This window comes from Solirubrobacter ginsenosidimutans, from assembly GCF_027587205.1.
In genome coordinates, this window is record NZ_JAPDOD010000003.1 from 59,534 (window position 1) to 71,390 (window position 11,857).

The 11,857-nt window shown below is 72.0% G+C and carries 12 protein-coding genes and 1 pseudogene; 7 read left to right on the forward strand and 6 right to left on the reverse strand.

What is annotated here, in order from left to right:
- Window positions 1-129: 129 nt before the first annotated feature.
- A complete protein-coding gene (locus OM076_RS05200; RefSeq protein ID WP_270038412.1) occupies window positions 130-561 on the forward strand; it encodes a hypothetical protein in 432 nt (143 codons plus the stop codon).
- Here the strand turns inward: OM076_RS05200 and OM076_RS05205 are convergent.
- Window positions 444-1,751: an ArnT family glycosyltransferase gene (locus OM076_RS05205; protein ID WP_270038413.1), complete on the reverse strand. Its 1,308-nt coding sequence runs from the start codon at window positions 1,749-1,751 to the stop codon at window positions 444-446. The genes OM076_RS05200 and OM076_RS05205 overlap by 118 nt on opposite strands.
- 37 nt (window positions 1,752-1,788) lie before the next feature.
- Here OM076_RS05205 and OM076_RS05210 point away from each other — a divergent pair.
- A pseudogene (locus OM076_RS05210) lies at window positions 1,789-1,989 on the forward strand (NADPH-dependent FMN reductase); the annotation flags it as partial.
- A gap of 21 nt (window positions 1,990-2,010) precedes the next feature.
- Window positions 2,011-2,994 (forward strand): LLM class flavin-dependent oxidoreductase, encoded by a 984-nt coding sequence (locus OM076_RS05215; protein WP_270038415.1) that lies wholly within the window; start codon window positions 2,011-2,013, stop codon window positions 2,992-2,994.
- On the opposite strand, the gene OM076_RS05220 is transcribed toward OM076_RS05215, so the two are convergent.
- Window positions 2,976-3,641: a response regulator transcription factor gene (locus OM076_RS05220; protein ID WP_270038416.1), complete on the reverse strand. Its 666-nt coding sequence runs from the start codon at window positions 3,639-3,641 to the stop codon at window positions 2,976-2,978. The two genes, OM076_RS05215 and OM076_RS05220, sit on opposite strands and share 19 nt — an antisense overlap.
- 17 nt (window positions 3,642-3,658) lie before the next feature.
- Here OM076_RS05220 and OM076_RS05225 point away from each other — a divergent pair, with 17 nt between their 5' ends.
- Window positions 3,659-4,681: a histidine kinase gene (locus tag OM076_RS05225; protein WP_270038418.1), complete on the forward strand. Its 1,023-nt coding sequence runs from the start codon at window positions 3,659-3,661 to the stop codon at window positions 4,679-4,681.
- On the opposite strand, the gene OM076_RS05230 is transcribed toward OM076_RS05225, so the two are convergent.
- Window positions 4,672-5,391 carry an amidohydrolase family protein gene (locus OM076_RS05230; protein ID WP_270038420.1) on the reverse strand — a complete coding sequence of 240 codons (720 nt, stop codon included), beginning with the start codon at window positions 5,389-5,391 and terminating at the stop codon, window positions 4,672-4,674. The genes OM076_RS05225 and OM076_RS05230 overlap by 10 nt on opposite strands.
- A gap of 139 nt (window positions 5,392-5,530) precedes the next feature.
- On the opposite strand from OM076_RS05230, the gene OM076_RS05235 reads away from it, so the two are divergent.
- Entirely contained in the window at window positions 5,531-7,810 is a 2,280-nt protein-coding gene (locus tag OM076_RS05235; RefSeq protein ID WP_270038421.1) for a xanthine dehydrogenase family protein molybdopterin-binding subunit, read from the forward strand.
- Between the two features lie 12 nt (window positions 7,811-7,822).
- Here the strand turns inward: OM076_RS05235 and OM076_RS05240 are convergent, their stop codons facing one another.
- On the reverse strand, window positions 7,823-8,563 hold the full coding sequence (locus OM076_RS05240; protein ID WP_270038423.1) for an SDR family oxidoreductase: 741 nt from the start codon (window positions 8,561-8,563) through the stop codon (window positions 7,823-7,825).
- 73 nt (window positions 8,564-8,636) lie between these two features.
- On the opposite strand from OM076_RS05240, the gene OM076_RS05245 reads away from it, so the two are divergent.
- Window positions 8,637-9,542: an AraC family transcriptional regulator gene (locus OM076_RS05245; protein ID WP_270038425.1), complete on the forward strand. Its 906-nt coding sequence runs from the start codon at window positions 8,637-8,639 to the stop codon at window positions 9,540-9,542.
- A gap of 10 nt (window positions 9,543-9,552) precedes the next feature.
- A complete protein-coding gene (locus tag OM076_RS05250; protein ID WP_270038427.1) occupies window positions 9,553-10,212 on the forward strand; it encodes a response regulator transcription factor in 660 nt (219 codons plus the stop codon).
- Here OM076_RS05250 and OM076_RS05255 read toward each other — a convergent pair.
- A complete protein-coding gene (locus tag OM076_RS05255) occupies window positions 10,204-11,220 on the reverse strand; it encodes a PAS domain-containing sensor histidine kinase (protein WP_270038428.1) in 1,017 nt (338 codons plus the stop codon). The two genes, OM076_RS05250 and OM076_RS05255, sit on opposite strands and share 9 nt — an antisense overlap.
- 19 nt (window positions 11,221-11,239) lie before the next feature.
- Window positions 11,240-11,857 carry a cupin domain-containing protein gene (locus OM076_RS05260; RefSeq protein WP_270038429.1) on the reverse strand — a complete coding sequence of 206 codons (618 nt, stop codon included), beginning with the start codon at window positions 11,855-11,857 and terminating at the stop codon, window positions 11,240-11,242.

Sequence of the window (11,857 nt, forward strand, 5' to 3'; positions counted from 1 at the left end):
CGCCCCCAGCCCCGCCCCGTTGGATCACCAGTTCACGCTGCCCAAGGTCACGCCGCGGCCGTTGCCGCCGGCGAAGCCCGCAGCGGGCTGGTAACCCGCAGTGGTTGCATAGGCAACTAGAATGAAGGCATGACCTTCACGACTCTCCCGAGCCCGCCGACCGACGCCGCCCCGGCCCGGACGGCGCTCCTCGAACTTCACCGCCACCTCCTTCAAGCGCAGCGCATCCAGGCCGAGCGCTACGGCGGCCGGATGAGCGCGAGCGAGCTGCTCCAGGCCGCCACCGAGGACCTGCGCTTCAGCTGGCTGACGCAGCTCTCCGAGCTGATCGCCGAGCTCGACCAGGCGCGCACCGACGACGACGCCGACAGCGTCCAGGCCGCACTCGACCAGGCACGCGCGCTGCTCGCGCCGCCCGACCCGGACACCGCGTTCGGCACCCGCTACCTCCAGGTGCTGCAGGAGCGCCCGGAAGTCGTCTTCGCCCACCGCGACGTCAGCGCGGCGTTGACGGCGATCGCCGCCAACAAGACGATGAACGGGTCCAGCGGGGCGCGGTAGCGAGGCGTCTCGGCGGCGAGGAAGATCACGCTGAGGTACATCACGATCGGCATGGCCCAGACGAACCAGGGCACGTCGCGGGCCGCGCGCCGCGTCGCCCCGGCGAGCGCGAGCACGGCGAAGACCCAGAAGCTGATCACCCCGGCATCCGCCCAGCCAGGGCCGACGCTGATCGTCGACGCCGTGTGGCGGGACCACCGCCAGTTGGCGACATCGAACAGGCGACGGGTGTTCCAGTAGGCGACGGTCGCGAGATAGCCCGGATGGCGGCGGATGAACTCGCGGCCGGCCCGGCTGAGGTTGCGCTCCATGACGATCTCGGGGACGGTCGGGAAGTTCGCGACGAGCGGCTTGTACTCGGGGACCCGCCGCAGCGAGCGCCACGAGCCAGGGTTGACGTGATCGTTGCGGGCTTCGTCGTTGTAGGTGCCGGCCAGCGCCCACCCGAGTTGCGTGGAGACCGGGACGAACGCGTGCAGTTCGACCGCGTTGCGGATCGTCCACGGCGCGACGGTCGCCAGCGCCACCGCGACCAGCACCGCCGGCGGGCCGACCGATCGCCACGACCACCGCGGCGCGGCCCAGACGGCGAACACCAGTGGGCCGAGCAGGATCAGCCCATTGGCGCGCGTCAGGATCGCGAGCCCGGCGAGCACGCCGGCGAGGAGCGCCGTCGCGTTGGGGTGGGCCGAGCGGCGCACATGGAGCGCGGCGACCAGCGCCGCGAGCATCAGCACGACGAACAGCTGCTCGGACATCAAGGCCTCGCTGACGAGGATCGCCGGGACATAGACCGCGGCCAGCACCATCGCGGCGAGGCCCGTCGCGCGCCCCAGCAACCGGACGGCCAGCAGACCGACCAGCGCCACCCCGAGCGTCCCGAGCACGGCGCCCAGCCATCGCGCCACGCGGATGCGGTCGCCATCCGGGCGCTGCGCGACGCCGAAGACGCGGTAGGCGCCGCCGAGGAGATAGGGATATCCGGGCGGCCGGAACGCGGTCGGCTTGCCGGTCAGCCGCTTCGAGAACCCGTCGCCGATCGCGATCGAGACGGCATGGGTGTCGTAGTCGACCGCGTCGTTGACGATCCGGTAGTCCGGCGTGAGCTCCATGTAGGCGACGCGAAGGCCGAACGCCGCAAACAGGACCGCCACCACCGCGATCCCGTAGCGCACCGTCGAGGCCTGCACGCCGACAAGACTCCCAGACCAGCCATCCTGTTTCGTGATGCCGACACTGCAGATCATCATCGCCAGCACCCGGCCCGGGCGGGTGGGTCTGCCCGTGGCGGACTGGTTCGCCGCGCGGGCGCAACAGCACGGCGGCTTCGAGCTCGACGTCGTGGACCTCGCGGAGCTGGACCTGCCGTTCATGGACGAGCCCAACCACCCGCGGCTGCGGCGCTACGAGCACCAGCACACGCTGCGGCCGCTGCGGGCGGTCAGCTAGATGGAGATCGGGATCTACACGTTCGGCGAGCTGACGTCCGGCACCGCCGGGCAGCGGATGCGCGACCTGCTCGAGGAGATCGAGCTCGCCGACCAGGTCGGTCTCGACGTGTTCGGCGTGGGGGAGCACCACCGGCCGGACTTCGTCGTCTCCGCGCCCGCGATCGTGCTCGCGGCCGCCGCGCGCACCACGAAGCGCATCCGGCTCACGAGCGCGGTCTCGGTCATCAGCTCCGACGATCCGGTGCGGGTCTTCCAGGACTTCGCGACGCTCGACCTGATCAGCGCGGGCCGCGCCGAGATCATGGCCGGCCGCGGCTCGTTCGTCGAGAGCTTCGGGCTCTTCGGCTATGACCTGAAGGATTACGACGCCCTCTTCGCGTCCAAGCTCGAGCGCTTGCTCGAGGTCCGCTCGCGGGACGACCTCGGCGTCTTCCCACGGCCCGAGCAGGACCCGCTCCCGGTCTGGATCGCGGTCGGCGGCAACCCCGAGTCCGCCGCCCGCGCCGGCCTGCTCGGCCTGCCGATGGCGCTGGCGATCATCGGCGGCTACCCGGAGCGGTTCGCGCCCTTCGCGGAGCTGCATCGCCGGGCGACGACCGAGGGTGGCCACGACTACCGGCCGCTGAGCATCAACTCCCACGGCTTCATCGCGGAGACCTCGCAGGAGGCGGTGCGCACGTCGTTTCCGGCGTTCAAGGCGATGATGGACCGGATCGGCCGCGAGCGCGGCTGGTCGCCGCTCAGCCGCGAGCAGTACCTCGCCTCGCACGAGCTGCGCGGCGCGAACTTCGTCGGCAGCCCGGACCAGATCGTCGAGAAGATCCTCTTCCAGTACGAGATCTTCAATCACGACCGCTTCCTGCTGCAGATGAGCGTCGGCACGCTCCCGCACAAGGACGTGCTGCGGGCGATCGAGCTTCTCGGCACCGAGGTGGCGCCGAAGGTCCGCGAGGCGCTGGCGGCTCAGGCCGCGAACCGGTAGCCGACCCCCGGATCGGTGCGGATGTACGCCGGCGCGCCCAGCTTGCGGCGCAGGTTGGCGATGTGGACGCGGAGGACCTGCACGTCCTCCGCGTACTCCGGGCCCCAGACGTCGATCAGCAGCGCCCGGTGGGTCATCAGCCGCCCGCGGTTGACGGCCAATGAGCGCAACAGGCGGAACTCGATCGGGGTGAGGTGGACCTCGGCGCCGTCGACGCGGACGGTGTGGGCGGCGAGGTCGAGCTCGAGCCCTTCGGCCCGCAGGACCGGTTCCGACGCGTCCGGCGCCGCGCGGCGCAGCGCCGCCTGCAGGCGGGCGACGAGCTCGCGCGGCCCGAACGGCTTGGTCACGTAATCGTCGGCACCCGCCTCGAGCGCGCGGACCTTCTCGTCCTCCTCACCGACGGCGGAGAGCACGAGGATCGGCATCTTCGACCACTCGCGCAGCGACTTCGTGACCTCGATCCCGTCGCCGTCGGGCAGCACGAGGTCGATGATGGCGGCGGCGGGCGGGCGCAGCGCGGCGACGTCCAGCGCCTCCTCGACCGACCCCGCCTGCAGCACCTCGAACCCGGCGTCGCGCAGGATGATCTTCAGCGCCCGCAGGATCTGCGGCTCGTCGTCGACCACCAGCACTCGTTCATTCATGGCAGGCTGACCTTACGATGCCCGGCCGCTACCGCATCTTCCTGGGCATGGCCGCGGGCGTCGGGAAGACCTACCGCATGCTCGCCGAAGCCCAGGCGGAGGCCGAGGCGGGGCGCGACGTCGTGATCGGGCTGATCGAGACTCATCAGCGGGTGGAGACCGAGAAGCAGGCGGTCGGCCTGGAGCGGATCCCGCTGCGGCGCGTCGCCTATCGCGGCGTGACGCTCGAGGAGATGGATCTGCCCGCGATCCTCGCCCGCAGCCCCGAGCTGTGCCTGATCGACGAGCTCGCCCACACCAACGCGCCCGGGCTCGAGCACCCCAAGCGCTACGAGGACATCAAGGACGTCCTGGACGCCGGGATCGACGTCTTCTCGACGATCAACGTCCAGCATCTCGAGTCGCTCAACGACCAGGTCGCCGAGCTGACCGGCGTCAAGGTGCGCGAGACCGTCCCGGACGAGGAACTGGCCAAGGCCGACGAGATCGTGCTCGTCGACCTCCCGCCCGAGGACCTGATCGGCCGCCTCCGGGCCGGAAAGGTCTATCCCGAAGGCAGGATCGCGCCCGCGCTGAACGGGTTCTTCCGCGTCGAGAACCTCCGGTCGCTGCGCGAGGTCGCCCTGCGCCAGCTGGCCGAGAACGTCGAGGGCCTCCGGGCGGACGAGCCGCCGATCGCCGAGCGGCTGCTGGCGTTCGTCTCGCTGGACGAACGCGACGAGCGGGTGGTGCGCCGGGCCTGGCGGTCCGCGCAGCGCCTCAACAGCGACCTCGACGTGCTCGTCGTCACCGGTTCCGAGCCCAGTGCGGAGCAGCGCGCCCGGCTGGAGGCGCTGCGGCGCCTGACCGCGATGCTCGGCGCCCACCTGCTCGTCGAGGCGGGTGACGCGCTGGAGGTCCTGACCCGCGTCGCGCGCGAGCGCGGGATCACGTATCTCCTGCTCGGCCCTCCGCGTGTGAGCCGCTTCAAGGAGCCGCTGCTGCTGAAGATCCTGCGCGAGCTGCCCGACGTCGACGTCCGCGTCGTCGCTCAGCGATAGAGCGCCAGCGCGTTCTCATACAGCGCGCGCGGGCCTGCCGCCTCGCCCACGAGGTCGATGTCCGGGGTCTCGAACGGCCGCCGGGCGCGCGTGCCCGGAAGGTCTGAGCCGAACACCACGGCCGCCGGGTTGATGATCGCGATCGCGCGCAGCGCAGAGTACGCATCGACGTCGATCCGCCCAAAACCGCTGGCCTTGACGTACGCGCCCGCCTTTACGAGCTCCAGGAGCGCGGGGAGGCCCGCCTGCGACATCCCCAGGTGGTCGATCACCAGCCGGGGCGCGACCTTCAGCCGCGGCGCCAGCTCGGGCAGGTCGCGCGCATCGAGGTAGACCTCCAGGTGCCAGCCCGCCAGCTCGAACAGGCGCGGCGCCAGGGCAACCTGCGACACGTCGCCGCCGCGGACGAGGTTGACCCGGTAGGCGCGCACGCCCGCCTCGGCCAGCGTCAGCACCTCGCCGTCGGAGATGTCCGTTGGGACGTTGGCGACCCCGACGAAGCCGGACCCGAGCCGCGCGAGCGCGTCGAGCAGATAGGTCTGGTCGTACGCCTGGAAGGAGCCGGAGACGAGGGCGCCGCCGACCACCTCCAGACCCGCCACCCGCTCCAGGTAGTCCGTGACCGTGAACGCCTCCGGGAGGAAACCCTGGTTGGGGACCAGCGGGAAGCGCGGATCGATCACATGGAAATGCGCATCGAAGATCGGCACTTGAGAGAGCGTGCCACTTCGCCGATGGAGACGTCAGGACCCATTCAGACGTATGACTGCTTTCGGACACCCTCACGACCGCCCGTGGGTCCTGACGCTGGCCGAGCCGGAGGCAGCGCTGGCGTAGCATCGGGCATTAATGCCCGAAGTACTCCAGAACGCCACGCGCGGGCTGATCGGCACCGCGCGCCGCCGGCGCGACGGCCAGGCCAAGGTCCTCGGCCAGACCCGCTACGTGGGTGACATGCCGGTCCATGGCCTGCTCCACGCACGCCCCGTGCTCGCCGCCGAGGCGCACGCGAAGCTCGTCTCGATCGACGCGACCGCCGCGCTCGAGCTGCCCGGCGTCGTCGCCGTCCTGACCGCGAAGGATCTGGGCCTGAAGGGCGGCTCCGGCCGCGTGGCCGAGCCGCTCGCGCGGGAGGAGATCGTCTGGTCCGGCCAGCCGGTCGCGCTCGTGATCGCCGAGTCCGACGCCGCGGCCGAGGACGGAGCCGCGCTGGTGTGGGTCGAGGAGGAGCCGCTGCCGGCCGTGCTGGACCTCGAGTCGGCGATGGCCGAGGACGCCGACCTCGCGCGGGTGACCGAGGTCGCCGGCGGGGGTGACGGCGGCGCGGGCGCGCACGGTGCCGGCGGAGGCGAGGAGGCGGTTACCGAGGAGCTGCCGCCCAACGTCGCGGTCCGCATGCGGATCGCCGCCGGCGACGTCGACGCGGGCCTGGCGCGGGCCGATGCGGTCGTCTCCGGCCGGTTTCGCACCAACTGGATCCACCAGGCCTACATCGAGCCGCAGTCGTGCCTCGCCTGGACGGACCCCGACGGGACGCTCGCAGTGACCTCCAGCACGCAGGGCGCGTACATGGTCCGCCAGGGTCTCTGCGAGATGCTCGGGCTGCCCAACGACAAGGTCCGGGTGCAGGCCGCGCCGCTGGGCGGGGCGTTCGGCGGCAAGCTGATGATCTCCGAGCCGCTGGCCGCCGCCGCGGCTTTGAAGCTCGGTCGTCCGGTGCGGCTCGTCTTTCGCCGTAGCGAGGACTTCGCCGCCGCCAACCCGGCGCCCGGGCAGCTGATCGACCTCGAGCTCGGCGCGACGCGAGACGGCGAGCTGACGGCGATCCGCGGCCGCATCGTGGGCGATCGCGGCGGGCTGGGGGAGATGGGCGTCGAGACGATCTCGGCGATGCTCTCCGCCGGGCCGTACCGCTGGGGCGCGCACGACCTGACCGCGGTCGGCGTGGCGACCAACCGCGTCAGCGCGGGCGCCTATCGCGCGCCGGGCGCCCCGCCGGCGGCGTTCGCGGTCGAGTCGCTGCTGGACCGCGTCGCGGGCGAGCTGGGCCTCGACCCGATCGAGTTCCGGCTGCAGAACGTCCTGCTGGCCGGCGACAAGGGAATCGACGGGCAAGAGATCAAGGTGTTCGGCGCGCAGGAATGCCTGGAGCGCGTGCAGGAGCATCCGCTGTGGGTCGGCCGGGACGAGCTGCCCGAGGACGAGGGCGTCGGCATCGCGCTCGGGTTCTGGCCCGGCGGGCTGGAACCCGCGGCCGCGATCTGCAAGCTCGACGCGGACGGCAAGCTGACCGTCGTCACCGCGGCCGCCGACATGAGCGGCATCGAGAACGCGTTCATCGCGATCGCCGCCGAGACGTTCGGGCTCGACGAGGACAGCGTGCGCGTGACGACGGGGGACACCGCGAGCACGCCCTACGGCGGCGTGGCGGGCGGCTCGAAGGTCACCTACACCTACGGGCGCGCGATCGAGCGCGCCGCCTCCGAAGCGCGCGAGCGACTCTTGCGGGTGGCGTCGACCGAGCTCGAGATCGCCCCGGAGGACCTCGAGCTGGTCGACGGCGAGGTGCGCCCCCTCGGCAGTCCCGGCCGCGGCGTCAAGATCGCCGATCTCGCCGCCAAGACGTACACGTTCGGCAGCCCGCACGAGCCGATCGAGGGCTACGGCGGCGTCGCGCAGGTCAGCCGCGCGCCGGGCGCCGCCGCGCACCTCTCGCACGTCCGCGTGGACCGCGAGACCGGCGGCGTGACCGTTCTCGGCCACGTGATCGCGCAGGACGTCGGCAAGGCGCTCAACCCGGCGCTCGTCGAGGGCCAGATGCACGGCGGCACCGCGCAGGGCATCGGCTGGGCGCTGCTGGAGGAGCTCAGCCACGACGAGAACGGCCAGCTCAAGGGCGGCTCCTTCGCCGAGTACGCGCTGCCCAGCACCGACCAGGTCCCGCCGATCGAGACCCTGATCGTCGAGGTTCCGGCGCCCGACGGGCCGTTCGGGGCGAAGGGGATCGGCGAGCCGCCGGTCTGCGGCGTCCCCGCCGCGATCGCCAACGCGATCGCCGCGGCGTCCGGGGCGCGGATGCAGGAGCTGCCGATGTCCCCGATGCGGGTCTGGACCGCCTTGCAGTCCTGACCGTGAAGGTCGTCAGCGGACCTGCGCGAGCGCCACGGCGTCAGCGCCCGCGGGGAAGCGCAGCTGGCCGGTCGTGTCGTGGGCGGCACGCCACACCGCCTCGGCGACATCGGACTCGCGCGTGACGGCGGTCTGCTCCTGGAAGCCCGTCATCACGCGCTCCGCGAACGGGACGTACGGCTCGGGGATCGGGTCGATGCGCGACTCGCCGTTGCTCGCGAACCGGGTGGTGGGGCCGAGTCCGGGCTCGATCAGCTTGACCCGCACGTCGAACGCCTCGAGTTCGAGCGCGAGCGACGCGGTGAAGCCCTCGATCGCGGTCTTGCTCGCGGAGTAGGCGGCGACCAGCGGCATCCGCGCCAGCGTCGCGCTCGAGGTCACGTTGATCACGGCGCCGGACCTGCGCTCACGCAACTGGGGGATGATCGCCTGGGTCATCGCCATCACGCCGAACGTGTTGGTCTCGAAGAGCTCGCGGATCGTCGGGATGGGCGTGACCTCGAAGGCGCCGAAGGCACCGATGCCCGCGTTGTTGACCAGGACGTCGATCGGGCCGGCCGCCGCGACCGCCGCCGAGATCGACTCGGTGCTCGTGACATCGAGCGCAAGCACGCGCATCCGGTCCGACTGTGGCAGGACGTCCGTCCGCGGGGTCCGCATCGTGGCGATGACGTTCCAGCCCTGCTCGTGGAAGTGGCGGGCGGTCTCGAGGCCGTAGCCGGAGGAGCTGCCAGTGATCATCACGGTGTTCATGGCAGCGAAGATACGCCGATGCGCAGGACTGTCTATCGTGTGGAGTCCGCAATTCATTAGCGAGAGTCCGAAAATGAGCGATCCCCTGTCCGAGGTCATCACGCTGCTGCGGCCGCGCACCGTGTTTTCGAAGCGCATCAGCGGCGCCGGCCGCTGGGCGGTCCGCTACTCCAGCTACGGGGAGCCGAGCTTCTGCACGGTGCTCGAGGGCGGCTGCCGGCTGGCGGTCGACGAGCAGCCCGCCATCACGCTCGAGGCGGGCGACTTCGTGCTGCTCCCGAGCACGCCCGGCTTCGTGATGTCGGGCTTCGAGCCGGCGGTCCCGGAGCACATCGACCCGACGGTGGCGGCAACCGTCTCCGACGAGGTCCGCCACGGCCGGCTCGAGGGACCTCCGGACGTGCGGCTGCTCGGCGGCTACTTCGCGTTCGACTCGCCGGACCCGGCACTGCTGGAGTCGGTGCTCCCGCCCGTGGTCCATGTGCGCGGCGCCGAGCGGCTGGCGACACTCGTGCAGCTCGTCGGCGACGAGGCGATCGGGGCCCGGCCGGGACGCGACCTCGTGCTCACGCGCCTCGTCGAGGTGCTGCTGATCGAAGCGCTGCGAACGACGCCCGGCGAGGACGCCCCGGCCGGCCTCCTGCGCGGCCTGGCCGACGCACGGATCGCGCCCGCGCTGCGCGAGCTGCACGAGCACGTCGCGCGGTCATGGACGGTGCCCGCGCTCGCGCGGACCGCCGCGCTGTCGCGCTCGGCGTTCTTCGAGCGCTTCACGCGCATCGTCGGCCTACCGCCGATGGAGTACCTGCTCGCCTGGCGGATGGCGCTCGCCAAGGACCTCCTCCGTCGTCGCGAGCTGGCCCTCGCCGAGATCGCCGAGCGCGTCGGCTACGGCTCGGCGAGCAGCTTCAGCACCGCGTTCAGCCGGTACGTCGGGCTGCCGCCGAGCCGGTTCGCCGCCTCGGTCCTCGGCTTCTAGGATCGCGGTCGTGAAGGCTCCACGAGCGGTGATCGCCGACGACGAGCTGCTGCTCCGGCAAGGCCTCGAGCGGCTGCTCACCGACGGCGGTATCGACGTCGTCGCGACCGCCGGCGACGCACCCGACCTGATCCGCAAGACCCGCGCGCATCGGCCGGACGTGGTCATCACCGATGTGCGGATGCCGCCGGACCTGACCGACGACGGGCTGCGTGCCGCGATCGCGATCCGGCGTGCGCTGCCGGGCACCGGAGTTCTCGTGCTCTCTCAGCACCTCGCCGAGCGCTACGCGCTGCAGCTGCTCGGTGATGACGCGCGCGGTGTCGGCTACCTCCTCAAGGACCGCGTCGCCGACCTCGACGACTTCCTGGACGCCGTGCGCAAGGTCGCGGCGGGCGGGACGGCGCTCGATCCCGACGTCGTCGCGCGGATGCTCGGGCGCCGGCGGGTCGCGAACCCGCTCGAGGGCCTGACCACGCGCGAGCGGGACGTGCTCGCGCTGATGGTCGAGGGACTGTCCAACCACGGCATCGCTGAGCGCCTCAGCGTCGGGGGGCCCGCGATCGAGAAGCACGTCACCCGCATCTTCGACAAGCTCGACCTGGGCCACGACCGCGCCGACCACCGGCGGGTGCTGGCCGTGCTCGCCGTCCTCCGCGCCTCAAGCTAGGGGAAGCTTCGCGAGGAGGAGCGTCCCGCCCCCGGGCGGGCTCTTGAGCTCCAGCGTGCCGCCGATCGCGGCCAGCCGATCGGCGAGCCCGTGCAGGCCGGTGCCGCCGATCGGGTTCGCCCCGCCGCGACCGTTGTCGGAGACGGTGACGACGAGCTCTCCGTTCTGGCGGTACGCAGTGACCGCCGCCCGCGAAGCCTGCGCGTGTTTGGCGATGTTGGTCAGCGCCTCGGCGATGAGGAAGTACGCGGCGGCCTCGACGTCCGCCGAGCAGCGCCAGGGGTCGAGATCGAGCTCTACCGGCAGCACGGCGTCCGCGGTGAGGTCCTCCACCGCGGCTGCGAGGCCGTGGTCGGTGAGCACCGCGGGATGGATTCCGGCGGCAAGATCGCGCAGGTCGCGGACCGCGCGCCGCGTCTCCTCCGCCGCCGCGTCCAAGGCGGGTGAGGGAGCGACCCGGCGCGCCTCCTCGATCCGGATCAGCGCCTGCACGAGCCGCTGCTGCGCGCCGTCGTGCAGGTCGCGGCCGATCCGGCGGCGTTCGGCGGCGGCGGCGCTGACCAGGCGGGAGCGCGACGCGGCGATCTCCTCCGCCCGTGCCTCCTCGGCGACCGCGCGGGCGTGCGCGGCCTCTTCCTCCAGCCGCGCGGTGATGTCCCGGAAGACGACGACCGCGCCGTTGCCCTCCTCGGTGGAGAAGGGTGACGACGCGTACCCGACAGGGACCATCGAGCCGTCGCGGCGGACGAACCAGTCCTGCTCGACGCGCACGGTCCTGCCGCTCGTCCGCGCTCGCAGCAGCGGGCAATCCTCGGCAGGGAACGGCGAGCCGTCGGGATGCCGGAAGTGGATCGTCGAGTGGCTGTCGCGCCCGATCAGCTCCTCCGGGCGGTCGTAGCCGAGCACCGCCAATCCGGCGGGGTTGACGAAGCGCACCTCGCCACGCGCGCCGACGAGATAGATCGCGTCGGCGACGCTGGCCAGGACCGCGTCGAGCAGGTCGTCCACGGGCGAACGATACCTGCCCTCAGGAGGAGCGGACGACGAGCCAGACCGCGCGGGCGATCTCGGCCGCCGGATTGCGCCACGAGTGCGGCAGCAGCGTGCGGAAGTGGATCGAGTCGCCCTCGCCGAGCGCGTACTCGCGACCGTCCACGGTGAAGACCATCGCGCCCGCGGTGACGACCACCAGCTCCTCGCCCGGGTGGTTCATCGGCGTCGGCCCGCTGTCGGCGAGCGGCTCGACGATGGCCTCGGCGCCGGCGATCAGGAACGGGCCGTAGCGGCCCGAGAGGTTGCGGAGGTCCAGCCCCTGCTTGGACGTGTAGACCTTCGCGCGATCCTCGTGCCGGACGACGCTGACGTCCGGCGTGGCGGGCTCGTCGACGAAGAACGACACGCTGCGGCCGAGCGCCGCCGCGATCTTCATCAGGCTGGCGATCGTGGGCGTCATCCCGCTCTTCTCGATCTTGTGGACCGAGGCCGTCGACAGGCCCGCCCGCTGCGCCAGCTGCGCCAGCGACCAGCCGCGCTCGGCGCGCTCGGCCGCGACCTTCGCGCCCAGGCCCAAGACCTTGCGCTCGATCTCCGGGAGCGCGGCCGACGCGATCTCAGCGTGGTCGGAGGCGGCGCGCGGCAAGGTCAC